16 protein-coding genes are annotated in these 16,381 nt (G+C 46.3%); 7 read left to right on the top strand and 9 right to left on the bottom strand.

The window, feature by feature from the left end:
• Positions 1-36 precede the first annotated feature (36 nt).
• Complete coding sequence (gene murI, locus OL444_RS28565) at positions 37-855, bottom strand: glutamate racemase (protein WP_264727667.1); 819 nt, start codon at positions 853-855, stop codon at positions 37-39.
• Positions 856-857: 2 nt separating this feature from the next.
• Positions 858-1,520: a carbonic anhydrase gene (locus OL444_RS28560; RefSeq protein WP_264727668.1), complete on the bottom strand. Its 663-nt coding sequence runs from the start codon at positions 1,518-1,520 to the stop codon at positions 858-860.
• A 300-nt stretch (positions 1,521-1,820) separates the two neighbouring features.
• Here OL444_RS28560 and OL444_RS28555 point away from each other — a divergent pair, with 300 nt between their 5' ends.
• On the top strand, positions 1,821-3,464 hold the full coding sequence (locus OL444_RS28555; protein ID WP_264727669.1) for an ABC-F family ATP-binding cassette domain-containing protein: 1,644 nt from the start codon (positions 1,821-1,823) through the stop codon (positions 3,462-3,464).
• Between the two features lie 65 nt (positions 3,465-3,529).
• On the opposite strand, the gene OL444_RS28550 is transcribed toward OL444_RS28555, so the two are convergent.
• Together OL444_RS28550 and OL444_RS28545 are read right to left on the bottom strand one after the other, a co-directional pair.
• Positions 3,530-3,925 carry a response regulator gene (locus OL444_RS28550; RefSeq protein WP_264727670.1) on the bottom strand — a complete coding sequence of 132 codons (396 nt, stop codon included), beginning with the start codon at positions 3,923-3,925 and terminating at the stop codon, positions 3,530-3,532.
• Between the two features lie 499 nt (positions 3,926-4,424).
• The gene (locus OL444_RS28545) at positions 4,425-5,387 is read right to left on the bottom strand and encodes a DUF8428 domain-containing protein (RefSeq protein ID WP_264727671.1); all 963 of its coding nucleotides are present in this window, start codon (positions 5,385-5,387) and stop codon (positions 4,425-4,427) included.
• Between the two features lie 140 nt (positions 5,388-5,527).
• Between OL444_RS28545 and OL444_RS28540 the strand changes: the two genes are divergently transcribed.
• Entirely contained in the window at positions 5,528-6,217 is a 690-nt protein-coding gene (locus OL444_RS28540) for a ribonuclease H-like domain-containing protein (protein ID WP_264727672.1), read from the top strand.
• Between the two features lie 37 nt (positions 6,218-6,254).
• Positions 6,255-7,250 carry a DNA polymerase III subunit delta gene (gene holA / locus OL444_RS28535; protein ID WP_264727673.1) on the top strand — a complete coding sequence of 332 codons (996 nt, stop codon included), beginning with the start codon at positions 6,255-6,257 and terminating at the stop codon, positions 7,248-7,250.
• Positions 7,251-7,271: 21 nt separating this feature from the next.
• Here the strand turns inward: holA and OL444_RS28530 are convergent, their stop codons facing one another.
• Positions 7,272-8,231, bottom strand: a complete 960-nt coding sequence (locus tag OL444_RS28530) for a bifunctional riboflavin kinase/FAD synthetase (RefSeq protein ID WP_264727674.1) — start codon at positions 8,229-8,231, stop codon at positions 7,272-7,274.
• A 137-nt stretch (positions 8,232-8,368) separates the two neighbouring features.
• Here OL444_RS28530 and OL444_RS28525 point away from each other — a divergent pair, with 137 nt between their 5' ends.
• Entirely contained in the window at positions 8,369-9,544 is a 1,176-nt protein-coding gene (locus OL444_RS28525; protein ID WP_264727675.1) for an AIR synthase related protein, read from the top strand.
• 63 nt (positions 9,545-9,607) lie between these two features.
• Here OL444_RS28525 and OL444_RS28520 read toward each other — a convergent pair whose 3' ends face one another.
• Both OL444_RS28520 and OL444_RS28515 read right to left on the bottom strand, forming a co-directional pair.
• Complete coding sequence (locus tag OL444_RS28520) at positions 9,608-11,287, bottom strand: M56 family metallopeptidase (protein WP_264727676.1); 1,680 nt, start codon at positions 11,285-11,287, stop codon at positions 9,608-9,610.
• 3 nt (positions 11,288-11,290) lie between these two features.
• Positions 11,291-11,656 (bottom strand): BlaI/MecI/CopY family transcriptional regulator, encoded by a 366-nt coding sequence (locus OL444_RS28515; RefSeq protein ID WP_264727677.1) that lies wholly within the window; start codon positions 11,654-11,656, stop codon positions 11,291-11,293.
• A gap of 169 nt (positions 11,657-11,825) precedes the next feature.
• Here OL444_RS28515 and OL444_RS28510 point away from each other — a divergent pair, with 169 nt between their 5' ends.
• The 3 genes from OL444_RS28510 to OL444_RS28500 all read left to right on the top strand — a co-directional run bounded on the left by OL444_RS28510 (position 11,826) and on the right by OL444_RS28500 (position 15,411).
• On the top strand, positions 11,826-12,521 hold the full coding sequence (locus OL444_RS28510) for a cell division ATP-binding protein FtsE (protein WP_264727678.1): 696 nt from the start codon (positions 11,826-11,828) through the stop codon (positions 12,519-12,521).
• Between the two features lie 149 nt (positions 12,522-12,670).
• On the top strand, positions 12,671-12,943 hold the full coding sequence (gene rpsO / locus OL444_RS28505) for a 30S ribosomal protein S15 (RefSeq protein WP_079470431.1): 273 nt from the start codon (positions 12,671-12,673) through the stop codon (positions 12,941-12,943).
• 131 nt (positions 12,944-13,074) lie between these two features.
• On the top strand, positions 13,075-15,411 hold the full coding sequence (locus OL444_RS28500) for a polyribonucleotide nucleotidyltransferase (RefSeq protein WP_264727679.1): 2,337 nt from the start codon (positions 13,075-13,077) through the stop codon (positions 15,409-15,411).
• Positions 15,412-15,507: 96 nt separating this feature from the next.
• Here the strand turns inward: OL444_RS28500 and OL444_RS28495 are convergent, their stop codons facing one another.
• Together OL444_RS28495 and OL444_RS28490 are read right to left on the bottom strand one after the other, a co-directional pair.
• A complete protein-coding gene (locus tag OL444_RS28495) occupies positions 15,508-16,083 on the bottom strand; it encodes a hypothetical protein (protein ID WP_264727680.1) in 576 nt (191 codons plus the stop codon).
• A gap of 46 nt (positions 16,084-16,129) precedes the next feature.
• Positions 16,130-16,312: a hypothetical protein gene (locus OL444_RS28490; protein ID WP_264727681.1), complete on the bottom strand. Its 183-nt coding sequence runs from the start codon at positions 16,310-16,312 to the stop codon at positions 16,130-16,132.
• Between the last annotated feature and the right edge of the window lie 69 nt (positions 16,313-16,381).

Below are 16,381 nucleotides of genomic sequence, written 5' to 3'. Positions count from 1 at the left end.
AAGAGGGCTGATCAATCATTGATCAGCCCTCTTTTTTTAATCTGTTTTTATCTTTTCGGAACTCACGGCTTTGCCGAAAAATATTTCTGCCATGCGATCAAAAATAATCGGATCATCTGTCGTATAAAAACGTTGTTCCGCATGTTTACTTAACCGGGTTTCCATCTCCGGATGTCGCTTCAGGTAGTCTTTCAGGCTATGCGCCACGATTTTTCCCTGCGATAATACGGTGATGCCGCCAGGCAAAAATTTACGGATCTTTTTCATCAGCAGCGGATAGTGGGTACATCCCAATACCAGCGTATCGATGTTGTCTGATTCTGACAGAATTTTGTCGATATATTTTTTTACAAAGTAGTCAGCGCCTTCTGTTTCATGTTCATCATTTTCTATCAGCGGTACCCACATCGGGCAGCTGAGCTGATAGGTTTTTACATGCGGAAAGAACTTGCTGATTTCTATTGGGTACGATTCGGAAGATACGGTACCATGGGTAGCCAGAATGCCTACTTCACCGGTTTGGGTGAGGGTGCCCACCATTTCACTGGTGGGGCGTATCACGCCCAGCACGCGGTTGTCCGGAGCAATGCGGGGCAGGTCTTTTTGCTGGATCGTACGTAGTGCTTTAGCCGAAGCGGTATTGCAGGCCAGTATTACCAGCGGACAGCCCATATCAAACAGCTGTTGTACGCACGACAGCGTATAGGCGTGTATGGTATCAAAGCTCCGGTTGCCGTACGGTGCGCGGGCATTGTCTCCCAGGTAGATGTAATCGTATTGTGGCAGGTCTGCCACTATTTCTTTCAGTACGGTGAGGCCACCGTAACCGGAGTCAAATACGCCTATGGGTCCCATGATTAAATGCTGTCTTTTTGTATCAGACCAGAGCCGGTAAGGTCATATATTTTTTGAATCTCGTGTAACAGGCCTTCGAAGTCAATTTCCAGGTCTTTGAGCAGGCCGTTTTTGAGATCGTATACCCAGCCATGTACGGTAGGATAGCCCCGTTCGAGGTAGGAACGCTGTACAGCGGCTGTTTTGATGACGTTAATGCATTGTTCCTGTACGTTCAGTTCTACCAGTCTGTTATAACGTGTATGCTCATCCGTTATGGCATTGAGTTCATCCATGTGGAGGCGGTATACATCCCGGATGTTGCGCAGCCAGGGGTTGAGGATACCCAGGTCCTGTGCCTGCATGGCAGCTTTCACCCCACCGCAGTTGTAGTGCCCGCAAATGATGATGTGTTTCACTTCCAGGTGTGCAACGGCGTAGTTGATTACGGCCATAACGTTCAGGTCTGTATTGCACACCAGATTGGCAATATTGCGGTGTACAAATACTTCTCCGGCTTCCAGTCCCATGATGTCATTGGTAGGAACGCGGCTGTCACTGCAACCAATGTACAGGTAGTCCGGTTTCTGGGAATCTGCCATTTTCTCAAAGAACGTTGCATCGGTGGCTAATTTGGAAGCAACCCACCGTCTGTTGTTTTCGAATACCTGTTTGTAGGATGTCATGCAGCAAATATTTTATGCGATAAAGATACGTATTGCAGGTATATCAACGTGCAACTAATAGTTATTCAACCGGTTAGCAGATTAATGAGGGGATACTGCCGTATAGAAATACCCATGAAGTCCGTCTTTTAATTATAAAGAGATGAATAACAGGTATTAATGCAGGTGTTTTCCGGTTGATATGGCCGCTGTACTGCTGCAGGATTACAGGGAATGCGGGCCGTGGCAGGTACGATGTCTTAACTTGGAAAGCCAGTATAAAATGTGTACCTTTGCGGCTTCAAAATTTACATAGCCAGCATGATCAGTGTTAAAAACGTAACGCTCTCTTTTGGTAAGAGAGTATTGTTTGACGAAGTAAACCTCAATTTCACAAAAGGGAACTGTTATGGTGTGATTGGGGCCAATGGAGCAGGGAAGTCTACTTTCCTGAAGATATTGAGCGGCGAGATAGAGCCGAACAAAGGCACCGTGGAAATCACCCCGGGTGAGCGCATGAGCGTTCTGAAGCAGAACCACTTTGAGTTTGATGAGGTGACTGTGCTGAATGCCGTATTGATGGGTAACAAGAAGCTGTGGGAAATCGCGCACGAAAGAGATAGCATCTACGCCAAGGAAGATTTTACCGAGGAAGATGGTATGCGTGCCGGTGAACTGGAAGCAGAATACGGCGAAATGGGCGGTTATACGGCCGAAAGTGACGCCGGTGTACTGCTGGGCGACCTGGGTGTAAAAGAAGAGCTGCACAGTGTGCTGATGAAAGATATCGCTGGTAGCTTAAAAGTTCGTGTATTGCTGGCGCAGGCACTGTTCGGTAACCCGGATATCCTGTTGCTGGATGAGCCTACCAACCACCTGGATGTGGAAACCATCGGCTGGCTGGAAAACTTCCTGGCTGACTACGAAAACATCGTGATTGTTGTATCCCACGACCGTCACTTCCTGGATGCGGTATGTACGCACGTAGCAGACGTGGATCGCGCCAAAATCCAGATTTTCAGCGGTAACTATACTTTCTGGTACGAATCATCCCAGTTGATGGCCCGTCAGATTGCCGATAAAAACAAGAAAATGGAAGATAAGCGGAAAGACCTCATGGACTTTATCGCCCGCTTTAGTGCGAACGCTTCCAAAAGTAAGCAGGCTACTTCCCGTAAGAAAGCACTGGAAAAACTGGTGGTGGAAGATATCCAGCCTTCCAACCGTAAGTATCCGGGTATCATCTTCAAGCAGCAGCGCGAAGTAGGTAACCAGATCCTGAATGTGGAAAAACTGGAAAAACAGGTAGATGGCCGCAAACTGTTTACAGATGTAACTTTCTCTGTTAACAAAGGCGATAAAATTGCTTTCCTGTCTAAAGACCACATGGCCCTGACTACCTTCTTCGAGGTGATCAACAACAAGGGACAGGCAGACGGGGGTAAATTCGAATGGGGTACTACCGTTACAACGGCTTACCTGCCGAATGATAACGCGGAGTTCTTCACAGATAAAGACCTGAACCTGATGGACTGGCTGCGTCAGTACGTACCACCGCATGTAACAGATGTGGATGAGCCGTTCCTGCGTGGTTTCCTGGGTAAAATGCTGTTTGGCGGAGATGAGATCATGAAGAAAACTTCCGTATTGAGCGGAGGAGAAAAAGTACGTTGCATGACCAGCCGCATGATGCTGCAGGATCCGAACGTATTGATTCTGGACGAACCTACCAACCACCTGGATCTGGAATCCATTCAGTCTTTCAACGAAAGCATGATCAACTATAAGGGAGTGGTACTGTTCACCACGCATGACCATACGTTTATGCAGTCTGTGGCCACCCGTATTATTGAATTAACACCTAAAGGTATTATTGACCGGCTGATGACGTTTGATGAGTACCTGGCAGATGAGCGGGTAAAAGCGCTGCGGGAAGAAATGTACGAAAACGCCGTATTAGCGTAGGTATAATAAAGTTTTATAGAGATGTGATCAGCCTACATGCAGATGTTTGCTGATCACATCTTTTTTTACAGATACTCTGCAATAACTTTCAGTTTGTTCTTGTCCAGTGGCTTGGTGATGTAAGCCATCAGTTCCGGTGTATGCTGCACTTTCTGCATATCCCGGACATCTATTGAAGAGGAGCACATGATAATCGGAATGTTACTCAATAGAGAGGTTTTCAGCCCTCTGTAGGCTTCAATAAAATCCCATCCGTTCATTCGTTGCATATTCATATCCAGAATGATAAGAGAGGGCAGGGTAGGCTGAGGAATAGCAGATAGTTGTTCCAGCGCTTCTTCTGCGCAAAGAAAGGAGGTTACAACCAGATTGTTTTCCTGCTGCCCCAACATCTTTTTAATGATGAAATGAAAAATTTCATCATCGTCTACAACGTACACTATTTTGTTCAAGTCTTCCATGCGGCTGTTTTTAATTGGGCTTCTGATCTTATTCCGTCAATAACAGAAGGCAATGAAAAGCGAGGAGTGAAAAGACCGTTCAGTAAAGCGATTTGTCCGGGTTGCTGTCAATAACAAGGAAGCGACTTCCGGGCACAACGGGGTACTGAAATCACGCATTTTCCATTGCCATTCACACGGGTTAAACTAAAGCAACAACGATCTGGTCACATTCTTTCTTTTCTGACATTGGTTACAATAGAACCAGGGTTTTAGTGCCTTCGGCTATTAGTTATGATTATGCTGGCAAAGAACGTTAATTTAATTTTATTTTTATATATATCTTTTTGTCAATAACTAATCGTTAACAATTAAGACAGGTGAAAAAAGTATTAATAAAAAGCCCCGCTGCGGTAATATAACAGGCGTATAAAAAACATTGGCCCGGAGTAAGCAGCGAAATAATTCCGCCGTTATCTCCGGGCCAATGTATATTTTTTGATGTATACTTATCTATCGCTTAAAACAGTCCGCCTTTTCTCAGCGTTACTTTACCCTGACCGATTTTGAAACCGTTGTGATAAATTTCAACGGAATAATCGCCCACTTTAAAGTCGGAATTCTGTTTCCAGTCCATGCTGATGGATTGTTTCTGACCAGTTACATAAGCCACTGTTTTCTTGGCAGTATATAACTTTTCAGTACCGTCTTCCAGGGTGAATCTGCCGGAACCCAGTGCTTCTACAGCCAGCGGGGAACCATCCGGAGCAGTAATCGCTACATAGATTTCCTTATCGCCGGTGGGTGCAATTCTGTTGTCATCCAGGTCAAAGGTTACCCGCATCATATCTGCGCGTTTCGCTTTGGTGGTTTCTACTTCCTTGCCGTTATTTTTAACCCGGATGGGCTGTAATTTAATGTTGGAGGCATGTAATACCGATCCGAGGTCTACCTTTTTATTCAGGCTGTCCTTTACAGTGGATACGGAATCCCTTTCCTTGCGGGCTACATCCCTTTCTCCGGCCAATACAATCTTTTCACCTTCCAGACGCTCAATGGTTTGCGTATAGCCTTCAATGTTGGATTTCAACTGCTCAATCAAACGACGGGCTTCTGCCAGTTGCGCCTGTGTAGCATTTTTGTTGGTCAGAATGCTGGAAATCCTGGCTTTCATATCCTGGATTTCTTTATCTTTTGTTTTTACCAGGCTGTCCATGCGGGTGTTCTGAGAAATCAGATCATCCAGCCGGGCATTGGCGGCATCATATTCCTGCTGCAAAGCATCGCGGGAAGAAGAAATAGAATCTATCTGTGTGTTTTTCTGAACAATCTGCTCGCTGGATTTATTTTTATCATACAGCATATAGATCCAGGTACCTGCCAGCGCTGCGATTAAAATGCCGTAAATTAGACCATTCCGGCTGCGCGGTTTTTCTGGTCCGGGTGACCCCGGTGCAGGTGTGTTAAAGGTGTTCTCCGTCATAGTTGTTAGTTTTATATTTATTTGTTATATGGTTAAAAATTGTTATTCAAAAGTAGGGATTAATATGCTGATTTTATCATACATATAAAAACTGTTTTTCAATCGTGCTTCCAAATATTTCATTAGATCAATTATTGTTGTTGGACATAGAGACAACACCCGGTGCTCCGGCCTTCGAGCATCTTCAGGGTGATATACAGGAACTATGGCGGGACAAAATTGCAAAAACTGCGCCAGTTTCCGAAAATGAGGAAGAAGCATATGCAGACAGGGCAGGCTTCTACGCCGAATTCGGGAAAATCGTCTGTATTTCTGTAGGATATTTCCATGTAGAACAGAATCATTACCAATTAAGGCTGAAATCGTTTTTTCATGACGATGAGACCGTTGTACTCCGCAGTTTTTTAGAATTGGTAAATATCTTTCATGCGAAGCATCCTAATTTTCAGTTTGCCGGACATAACATCAAAGAATTCGATATTCCGTTTATTTGCAGGCGGTCTGTTATTCATCAGTTATCTTTGCCCCTGCCTTTGCAATTGTACGGGCGCAAACCATGGGAGGTACCCATGCTGGATACGCTTCACCTGTGGCGGTTCGGAGATAATAAATACTATACATCTCTGAAATTGCTCACAGCCATCATGGGCATCGATACGCCCAAAGATGATATAGACGGCAGCATGGTAGGCCGGGTATACTGGGAAGAAAAAGACCTGCCACGGATTGCGGCGTACTGCCGGAAAGACGTGCTGGCCGTAGCGCAGCTCCTGTTGCGCTTTAAGCGGATGCCCCTGCTGCTCCCGGAAGAAGTAACACATGTACAATAAAGTATCAGGCCATCAGGCTTAAACGGTTCATATAACAATGGAATACCAGGATATCATCAAAGATTGGAAACAAAAAAAATTCCGGCCACTATACTGGCTGGAAGGAGAAGAAGATTTTTTCATCGATCAGGTTACCGCCTACGCAGAGCAGGAACTCCTGGAAGAAGCGGAGAAAGGATTTAACCTGACTGTACTCTATGGTAAAGATACCGATTGGAGTGCCGTGATTAATGCCTGTCGCCGTTACCCGATGTTTGCGGAAAAACAGGTAGTGGTACTCAAAGAAGCCCAGGCCATGCGCGACCTGCTCAAACTGGAAACCTATATCGACAATCCCCTGAGCTCTACCATATTTGTAGTGGCACATAAACAGGGCAAAATAGACGGCCGTAGTAAAATGGCCAAACTCATCAAGGAAAAAGGCGTATTGTTATCTACCAAAAAACTATACGACAACCAGCTGCCGGGATGGGTGGAAGCTTATGTAAGCAGCCGCGGACTGGCTATTGCCCAGAAGGCCGCCATCCTGTTGGTAGATCATATCGGTAATGACCTGTCGCGGATTGCCAATGAAATCGATAAGCTACTGGTCAACCTGCCGGCACAGAAAAAAATAGATGAAGGAGATATCGAAAAATATGTAGGTATCAGCAAGGAGTATAATGTATTTGAATTACAGAATGCATTGGGGCAGAAAAATGCAGCGAGGGTATTCCGCATCATTGCCTACTTTGCCGCTAACCCCAAAGCAGCGCCCATTCAGATGACCCTGCCGGCATTGTATAACTTCTTTGCAAAAGTGAATCTCATATTTGGTGTAAAAGGCAATGAAAAAGAAGTGGCGGCAACGCTGGGAGTACATTCCTTTTTTGTAAAAGACTACATGCAGGCCGCCCGCCAGTATGGGCCGGAAGGTACAGAGAAAGCTATTTTGCTGTTACATCAGTATAACCTGCGTAGTATAGGCATCAACGATAGTGGCGTGGAAGATGGAGAGCTGATGAAAGAGCTGATGTATAAAATCATGCACTAACCGCATCCGCTGCCGGGAGCATTATCTGCTGCCGGCAGTAGCAGCTTCCTGCTGCAGGATCTGCCTTGATTTCAGGGAGTCTTTATCCATCTGTTTAATCAGGGCATTGATATCTTCAAACTTCTCATTGGCCCGGATATAATCTACAAAATAAACCGTCAGCTGCTGATCATAGATATCTGCGTTAAAATCGAAGAGATGTACTTCCAGGCGCAGATCAGTACCATTGAAAGTAGGGCGGAATCCGATACTCATCACTGCCGGTAATAAATTTTCCTGGTCATTCAACCTTACCCATACGGCGTAAATACCTTCCGCCGGGATGAGTTTTCTTTCATCGGTCAGGTGCAGGTTGGCAGTGGGGTAACCAAGCTGGCGCCCCATCTTATCGCCATGCACCACGGTACCCGACAGGAAATAGGTATATCCCAGCAGCTCATTGGCCAGCCGGCTACCACCTTCCTGGAGGCTTTTGCGGATTTTGGTGGAGCTGACAGTCAGGTCGTGTACTACCTGTTGCGGAATCTCTATCAGTTCAAATCCATAGGACTTTTGCTCTGCTTCCAGTAGCTCCAGTCCGCCTTCGCGGTTATGGCCAAAACGATGGTCGTAGCCAATGATAATCGTGTGCGGCTTGAAACGGGCCACGAGGAAGTCTTCCAGGTAGCTGCGGGCCGATAATTCAGAAAATGCTTTGGTAAAAGGTACCACTACCAGGTGGTGGATGCCGGCACGTTCCAGCAAGGCAATTTTTTCAGGCAAGGTTGTCAGCAGGCGGATATTGTTGGGTTTAGGTAACAACACCTCCCTGGGGTGCGGATCAAATGTAATGATCACAGTTTCTCCTCCGCAATGGGCTGCTGCCTGCTCCAGTTGCTGTATAATGAAGCGGTGCCCTGCGTGTACGCCATCAAATGTGCCTATGGTAATGACTGCATTCCGGAATTCCGGTAAGTGATCTAAGTCCCTGTGAACCTGCATATAATTCAATAAAAAATCAAAACGCCGTGCAAATCTAACACATTCGGAGGGCATTATGCGTGGAATCTGTTACTTTTGCAGCCAGAACAGCATCTTTGTATAAAGAAATCTTTATTTAATTATTTATTTAATTTCCGGTGGATAATAACATTTACGCCAAGCGCGGTGTTTCGGCAGGCAAGGAAGATGTGCATAATGCCATTAAAAATATTGATAAGGGACTATTCCCGAAAGCATTCTGCAAAATAATACCCGATATCCTGGGAGGCGATGAAGCCTATTGCAATATCATGCATGCGGATGGTGCCGGTACCAAATCATCACTGGCATATATCTACTGGAAAGAAACCGGCGATCTGAGTGTATGGAAAGGTATTGCACAGGATGCGATTATCATGAACATGGATGATCTGCTGTGTGTGGGTGCTACAGACAATATCCTGTTATCTTCCACCATCGGCCGTAATAAACAATTATTGCCGGGTGAAGTAATTGCCGCCATTATCAACGGTACAGAAGAGATCCTGGCAGAACTCCGCCAGCATGGTATCAGCATCTATTCTACCGGTGGCGAAACTGCAGATGTGGGCGATCTGGTACGTACCATTATTGTGGATTCAACGGTTACCTGCAGAATGAAGCGGGAAGACGTGATTTCCAACGACCGTATCCAGGCCGGCGATGTAGTGGTAGGTCTGGCTTCCTACGGGCAGGCTACCTATGAAACCGCCTACAATGGTGGTATGGGCAGCAATGGTCTCACCAGCGCACGGCACGATGTCTTTAACAAAGTGATGGCAGAAAAATATCCGGAAAGCTTCGACCCCGGTATTCCATACGAACTGGTGTTCAGCGGTAAAAAATCCCTGACAGATAAAATAGATGTTCCCGGTTTCGACGCGGTAGATGCAGGTAAACTGGTGTTATCTCCTACCCGTACCTACGCACCGGTGATCAAAAAAATACTGGAACAGTTCCGTCCGCAGATTCATGGAATGGTACATTGCAGCGGTGGTGCACAAACCAAGGTGTTGCACTTTATCGAAAACCTGCATGTGATCAAGGATAACCTGTTCCCGGTTCCGCCTTTATTCAGCCTGATTCAGGAACAATCCGGTACGCCCTGGAAGGAAATGTACCAGGTGTTTAATATGGGGCACAGAATGGAGTTGTATGTACCGGAAGCGATTGCGGCTGATATTATCGCTATCTCCAAAAGCTTTAACATCGATGCGCAGATTGTGGGAAGAGTAGAAGCGGCAGAGAAAAAACAGGTAACTGTGAAAGCACCGGCCGGTACTTTTGTATACTAGGATTTTATTATTTTACTTTATAAAAAAGACGCATTTCCGAAGTACCGGAAATGCGTCTTTTTTTTACGCTTTGGTCCGGAAACTTATGGGCAGATTATACTGCACGCTTACCGGCCGACCGTTATGAACGCCTGGTTTCCATTTTGGCATTTCCTTTACTACGCGGATGGCTTCTTCTTCCAGGCCATAGCCTTTAAGTGCACCAACGGTGTGGGTGTCGCCGACACTACCATCGCTATGAACGGTAAACTGTACAAAAACAGTGACATTTACCTTGGCGGCCACGGCTGCCGCCGGCATCCGGATGGATTTGCGGAGGTACTGCACCAGTTGTTCCTCTTGGCCCGGGAAAACGGGTGGCTGATCTACGAAGGTGTATAGCTGTTCCTGCGCTGGTGGTGGCGTTGCTTTTTCCTGTTTCACGGAATCTTCTTCAAGTGTAAAGCGGATGGGCAGGTTAAACAAGACACTTACTTTTTTGCCTTTATCTCTACCGGGTATCCACCTGGGCATCGCTTCAATGACCCGTACAGCCTCTTCCTGCAGGCCATCGCCCGGATTTTTTCCAACAGCTTTTACTGCCTGCACAGCTCCGTTTTGCGTGACTACAAACTGCACAAAAATAGTTCCGGTGGTGCCTTTTTCATGTGCAGCTTTAGGGTAGGTGATATTCCTGGAAAGATAGGTGGCCAGTGCGGTTTCGCCTCCTACGTAGGCAGGCGGCTGGTCTACAAAGGTGCGGGGCGTATCGGTACTGTTTTGTACCGGAAGCATGTTGGCCTGTGCCATGGCGGGTGCCGTCACGCCGGGTGTTGCGATGATGGGTGTTGTGGGGGTGGGCGTGCCGGTAGCCGGCAGCATCCGAATGGCGGCCGGATGCTTGTCTGCTACAAAGGCAAGCGCACAGAAAATAAATGCGGCAAGCGGCAATACCATTATCCTGCGCAAATAACTGAACCGGGGGGTACGAAATTGTGTGAGCATAAGGATTCTTCGTTTTATAGGCGGGTGAAAAAAATCGTTGGTCAGCCGGAATTGTTTGCTGTGAAAGGCCATTTGCAGAATGGTTTGCGCATAGCCGGCAACTTCTTCCCCGGCTGCTTTTTTATCGGCCAGAAATTCATGTACGAGCGACAGTTCCCGTTTCAGCAGATGGAAAAAAGGATTGATCCAGTAAACGGCGGTGATGATTTCCATCAATATCTTATCCGCACTATGTTTTTCACGCAGGTGTACCAGTTCATGCCGGAGTATCTGCTGGCCTTCGGGGCTGTTGAGCTGTGTTTGATGATCCCAGAAAATATACCGGAAAAAAGAGAAGGGCGCCGTTACAGCCGGGTGTTCGATAAACCGGAAAGGGGGGATGTCCTGTACCGCGCTGGTGCGGATCAGCTGCCTGATTTTAAAATAGCCGATTACTAATCGTAGTAGTAATAACAGAAGGATGCCGGCATAAATAACGGTAAGCACTACACGAAAATTAATCACCGGAGCAGCTACCGGAATCGCATTTTCCCGGAGGGTGATAATGCGGTTGGTGTAGGTGAGCACGGTGGCGGGCGCCTGTTGCTGAAAGGGCAAAGGGATGCGCAGCAGGGGAATGACCAGGGAAACGAGGGTAATCAGTATCAGGTAGTACCGGTTCCACTGGTGAAAGCGGTTGTTGCGCAAGGCAATGTAGTAATAGCCGTATAAGACGGCTGAACAAAGGATAACTTTAGCCAGATAGATAAGTAGGAACATGGCTTATTTTTTTTGAGTGTCCTTGATTTTTTGCAGCAGTTTTTCCAGGTCAGATACACTCAGCTCTTTTTCTTTCACAAAAAAAGAGACCATGTTACTGAAAGAGCCGCCGAAATAACCTTTTACAATATTGTTGACAGTTTTATGGCTGTAGGAATCTTTGGTAACCAGGGCAAAGTACTGGTGAGATTTGCCATAGGCCTTGAAATCTATAAACCCCTTTTCAATCAGTATTTTTACGAGGGTGGATACTGTATTGTAGTGGGGTTTGGGATCGGGCATGGCTTCAATCAGTTCTTTTACAAATGCGGGTCCTGTTTGCCACAGGGCCTGCATGATCTGTTCTTCTGCTTTGGTCAGCTGTTTCATGTAACTGTAATTGTGTTATTCTAAGTTATAACTATATTCTTAGTTTAAAAACTATTTTTTTAGTTTTTGTGAAATGAAGTATCCGGTGCATATTTGGGAGATAATCACAACGGATTATTTTTTAATTAGTTATTTTTGCCGCAACAGATCGTAAAAACAGAAAAAATACATGACGCCTGAACAGCCTATCATCCAATTAACCAATGCCAGTATATATCAGGGGAATACATTGATCCTGGGAGATGTGAATGTCTCGGTTAACAAAGGAGAGTTTGTGTATCTTATCGGGAAAACGGGTACGGGGAAGTCCAGCTTGTTGAAAACTTTGTATGGCGATTTGCCGTTGAAGGATGGTACCGGTCAGGTAGTGGGTTTTGACCTGAAAAAGATGGATTGGAAAAAAGTACCGTACCTTCGCCGGAATCTGGGGGTAGTATTCCAGGATTTTCAGTTGCTGACAGATCGTAATGTACACGACAACCTGAAGTTTGCCCTGCGGGCTACCGGCTGGCAGGATCCGAAGCAAATGGAAGACAAGATTGCGGATGTGCTGGATAAGGTAGGATTAGGTACCAAAGGTTTCAAAATGCCGTATGAGCTTTCCGGAGGAGAACAGCAGCGTGTGGATATTGCCCGCGCCATGCTCAACTCACCGAAGCTGATTCTGGCGGATGAGCCCACCGGTAACCTGGATCCGGAAACATCGGATGGTATTATGCAGCTGTTGTTTCGTATTTGTAGGGAAGGCACCGCTATTGTGATGGCTACCCATGATTATATTGTATTACAAAAATTCCCGTCCCGGGTGTTACGGACCGAGAACGGGCATGTTATCGATAATGCAGCCGTGAATTTTTCTGCTTAATAGTTGCTGAAGGAGAAATTTTTACAGATGTAGATTAACTGTAATTTTATTATTAATTTCCGGTTAATTGGTAATTCCTATTTTTTAAATTACCTTTGCACCGGAAAAATAGCGTCAAAAAACATTATTATTACTTATTATTTTTAAAGATGTCTTACTTAACTGTTGAAAAGAAAGCCAATATTTTTAAGGAATTTGGTGGAAGCGAGAAAAATACAGGCTCTGTGGAAGCGCAAATTGCACTGCTGACTGAGCGTATCAACAGCATTTCCGGTCACCTGAAACAAAACAAAAAAGATTTCTCTACCCATCGCGGTTTGATGAAAATGGTTGGCCAGAGAAAGCGTTTGCTTTCATATTTATCTAAAACCAACCTCACAGGCTATCGTGCCCTTATTGAGAAGTTAGGTATCAGGAAATAACCATGACTTAATTATAGCGCTATTCCCAACTATCCTGGTTGGGAATAGTTTTTTGTATGTATACCATTTGTTGTTCCTGACTTGACGATTATAATACCAGGAACAATTTTATTTTTAATCCTCACTTTATTATGAATCTGACACCTATTTCAGTGAAATTCGATATAGGAGACGGTCGTATGGTGACCATCGAAACCGGCAAATTAGCTCGCCAGGCTGACGGTGCGGTTACGGTGCGTTTAGGGAATGCTATTTTGCTGGCCACTGTGGTAGCAAATAAAGAACCCAAACCAGGCCAGTCATTCTTCCCCCTGACTGTAGACTACCAGGAGAAATTTGCCTCCGCCGGCCGCATACCCGGCTCTTTCTTCAAACGTGAAGGCAGACTGTCCGATTCAGAGGTGTTAGTTTCCCGCCTGATTGACCGCGCGCTTCGCCCCCTGTTCCCCGACAACTACCTCTGCGAAGTACAGGTATTAGTAACCCTGATCTCTTCCGATCCGGAAGTAATGCCGGATGCTCTGGCCTGTCTGGCTGCATCTGCCGCCCTGGCTGTTTCTGATGTTCCCATTCAGGAAATCATTTCTGAAGTAAGGGTAGCCCGCATCGAAGGCAACTATGTAATCAACCCTAACCGTACTGAGCTCGCCAAAGCTGACATGGATTTCATCATCGGTGCTACCGATAAGAACATCATGATGGTGGAAGGTGAAAGTAAAGAATGCCAGGAAGAAGACCTGATTGCCGCTATTGAGGCTGCACACGCTGCTATCAAAGTGCAGGTAAAAGCGCAGGAAGAACTGCGTGATCTGAAAGGTGTTACCGGCAAGCGTGCATACACCCTGCCGCATCAAAACGAAGAACTCAAAGCAAAAGTGGTTGCTTTTGCCCAAGATAAAATTTATGTAGTAGCTAAGTCTGCTTCTGCCAAACACGTACGCAGCGATGCATTTGCGGCTATCGGAGAAGAACTGAAAGCACACTTAGGCGAATTACCGGAAGAAGATCAGCCGCTGGTAAAAGAATACCTGCATGATCTGGAAAAAGAAGTGATCCGTAACATGATCCTGGACGAATCCATCCGCCTGGATGGCCGTGCACTGGATCAGGTACGTCCGTTGGCGATGGAAACAGATATCCTGCCTTCCCCGCACGGTTCTGCACTCTTTACCCGTGGTGAAACACAGTCCCTGACCACAGTTACCCTGGGTACTCCGGAAGATGAACTGCTGATCGAAACAGCTGCTGTTTCTAACTATTCCAAATTCATCCTGCACTACAATTTCCCTCCGTTCTCTACCGGTGAAGTGAAAATGATGCGCGGCCCCGGCCGTCGTGAAGTGGGTCACGGTAACTTGGCCATGCGTTCCCTGAAACAAATGATGCCAGGTGCGGACTATGCTTATACTGTAAGGGTGGTTTCCGATATCCTTGAATCCAATGGTTCCTCTTCCATGGCAACGGTTTGTGCCGGTTCCCTGGCGCTGATGGATGCCGGTGTTCCTTTACCGAAACACGTTTCCGGCGTGGCAATGGGATTGATCTCCCGTGCTTCAGACGGTAAATGGGCGGTATTGACCGATATCCTGGGCGATGAAGATCACCTGGGTGACATGGACTTCAAAGTAACCGGTACCCGCGATGGTATCGTAGGTATCCAGATGGATATTAAAGTGGATGGTCTGAGCATGGACGTAATGCGTTCTGCACTGGCACAGGCACAGAAAGGACGTCTGCACATCATCGAAGCGATGTATGAAGCCGTTCCTGCTGCCCGCCCAGAACCTAAACCACATGCACCACGCATGGAGAAACTGATTATTGACCGTGAATTTATCGGCGCAGTAATCGGACCCGGTGGTAAAATTATTCAGGAAATCCAACGCGAAACCGGTACTACTATCAACATTGAAGAAGTAGGAGAAACCGGTGAAGTGAGCATCTTCTCTTCTCAGAAAGAAAGCCTGGATAAAGCAGTTGCCTGGGTTAAAGGCATCGTAGCTATTCCGGAAGTAGGAGAAGTATACGAATCTGTTGTAAAATCAATTATGCCATACGGTGCGTTTGTTGAGTTTATGCCTGGCAAACAAGGCTTGCTCCACATTTCTGAAGTTTCCTGGAAACGCCTGGAAACGATGGAAGGCGTACTGACCGAAGGTGAAAAAGTGAAAGTGAAACTGACCGGTACCGATCCTAAAACCGGTAAGTTTAAACTGAGCCGCAAAGTGCTGATGCCTAAACCAGAAGGTTATGTAGAAAGACCGGAACGTGAAGAGCGTGGTGACAGAGGCGATTTCCGTGATCGTGGCGACCGTGGCGACAGACGTGGTGGTGATCGCGATCGTGGTCCACGCGACGACAGACGTGGTGGTGGCGACAGAGACAGACGGGACAACCGCGATCGTGGCGGTGACCGTGGTCCTCGCCCGGAAAAGCCACAGGAACCTACCTTTGATGGCGAAGAGTAGGACTTGGAGTAGCTAACTGATAACTGAAAATTAAATGAAAAAGAAAGCAGTCACTTTGTTGACTGCTTTCTTTTTTTTATAACTGCAGGGAAGTATTTATCGCCGGGTGATCTGTTCTACACAGAAAGTACTTTCACGAAAGATTTCTTTACCGCTGGTGAGCCGGAAAACGCGATAGTTGTTATTGTCCACTGGTTCCTGTATCATCCGGTAGGCTGGCTGTGCAGCTTTGCTCATCCGGTCTGTTACCCGCAAACGGCCTTCGGCCAGTAATCCCGGTAATATTTCTTCTACATAAGGTAATAAGATACCCCCGTCTTCTGCCCAGAACATATTCATTTTATCCGTGCTGAAAGAAAAATCTTTGTTGTTGGTATCCTCCAGGTAACAATAGGCTTTACGGAAATGGGAAGCCATATCTGTTGGGCTGAGTCGTACAAACTGTATATGGCGGAAAGTCCGGTTATTATACTTGTTCTGGCGTAAGGAAGTATCCATGCCGATCATATAATCCATCAGGTCCTGGCGCTTAAATACCATCATCACATTTTCAGTCTGGTACGTAATCGAGTCTGTCAGAGGTTCGGCCGGTTGTACTTTGATCACTGTGGTTTGAGCCATACCAGCAAGGCACAGCGTCATGCCGGTCAGCAGGAGAAGGAGCGTTTTCATAGGTATATTTGATATGATTTATTTATCAAATATAAAACTATTTCTATTAATGCATCGTGGCTCCTGCGGATCCGTTATGTGGGGGATGTTTATCTTTTGCCGCAGCAGGAGAGGGCGCAGCGAGGCGTTGGTTGTTTTCCATCATCCGGAGAAAGTCGAGGAGTTCCTGGTATAAAGGATCTTTGGCGGGGTCATACCCGTGTACAGGTGGAGTGGGTTTTTTGCTCATATGGTCGTGGTTAGGTGAACGAAGTTTTTATTAACAGGTAGAGTTGGCGGCCCTGATATGTGGTTAACA

The sequence above is a fragment of the Chitinophaga nivalis genome, from assembly GCF_025989125.1.
GTDB classification, from domain to species: Bacteria; Bacteroidota; Bacteroidia; order Chitinophagales; family Chitinophagaceae; genus Chitinophaga; species Chitinophaga nivalis.
The sequence above is the reverse complement of the archived record's forward strand: the minus strand, read 5'-3'. Positions and strand labels throughout refer to the sequence as shown.

What these genes read in the sequence shown, in the direction of transcription:
- OL444_RS28545 (WP_264727671.1), bottom strand. Translation starts at nt 5,387, where the DNA reads ATGACGGAGAACACCTTTAACACACCTGCACCGGGGTCACCCGGACCA.
- rpsO (WP_079470431.1), top strand. Translation starts at nt 12,671, where the DNA reads ATGTCTTACTTAACTGTTGAAAAGAAAGCCAATATTTTTAAGGAATTT.
- OL444_RS28520 (WP_264727676.1), bottom strand. Translation starts at nt 11,287, where the DNA reads ATGTTCCTACTTATCTATCTGGCTAAAGTTATCCTTTGTTCAGCCGTC.
- OL444_RS28510 (WP_264727678.1), top strand. Translation starts at nt 11,826, where the DNA reads ATGACGCCTGAACAGCCTATCATCCAATTAACCAATGCCAGTATATAT.
- murI (WP_264727667.1), bottom strand. Translation starts at nt 855, where the DNA reads ATGGGACCCATAGGCGTATTTGACTCCGGTTACGGTGGCCTCACCGTA.
- OL444_RS28490 (WP_264727681.1), bottom strand. Translation starts at nt 16,312, where the DNA reads ATGAGCAAAAAACCCACTCCACCTGTACACGGGTATGACCCCGCCAAA.
- OL444_RS28515 (WP_264727677.1), bottom strand. Translation starts at nt 11,656, where the DNA reads ATGAAACAGCTGACCAAAGCAGAAGAACAGATCATGCAGGCCCTGTGG.
- OL444_RS28500 (WP_264727679.1), top strand. Translation starts at nt 13,075, where the DNA reads ATGAATCTGACACCTATTTCAGTGAAATTCGATATAGGAGACGGTCGT.
- holA (WP_264727673.1), top strand. Translation starts at nt 6,255, where the DNA reads ATGGAATACCAGGATATCATCAAAGATTGGAAACAAAAAAAATTCCGG.
- OL444_RS28495 (WP_264727680.1), bottom strand. Translation starts at nt 16,083, where the DNA reads ATGAAAACGCTCCTTCTCCTGCTGACCGGCATGACGCTGTGCCTTGCT.
- OL444_RS28555 (WP_264727669.1), top strand. Translation starts at nt 1,821, where the DNA reads ATGATCAGTGTTAAAAACGTAACGCTCTCTTTTGGTAAGAGAGTATTG.
- OL444_RS28560 (WP_264727668.1), bottom strand. Translation starts at nt 1,520, where the DNA reads ATGACATCCTACAAACAGGTATTCGAAAACAACAGACGGTGGGTTGCT.
- OL444_RS28550 (WP_264727670.1), bottom strand. Translation starts at nt 3,925, where the DNA reads ATGGAAGACTTGAACAAAATAGTGTACGTTGTAGACGATGATGAAATT.
- OL444_RS28530 (WP_264727674.1), bottom strand. Translation starts at nt 8,231, where the DNA reads ATGCAGGTTCACAGGGACTTAGATCACTTACCGGAATTCCGGAATGCA.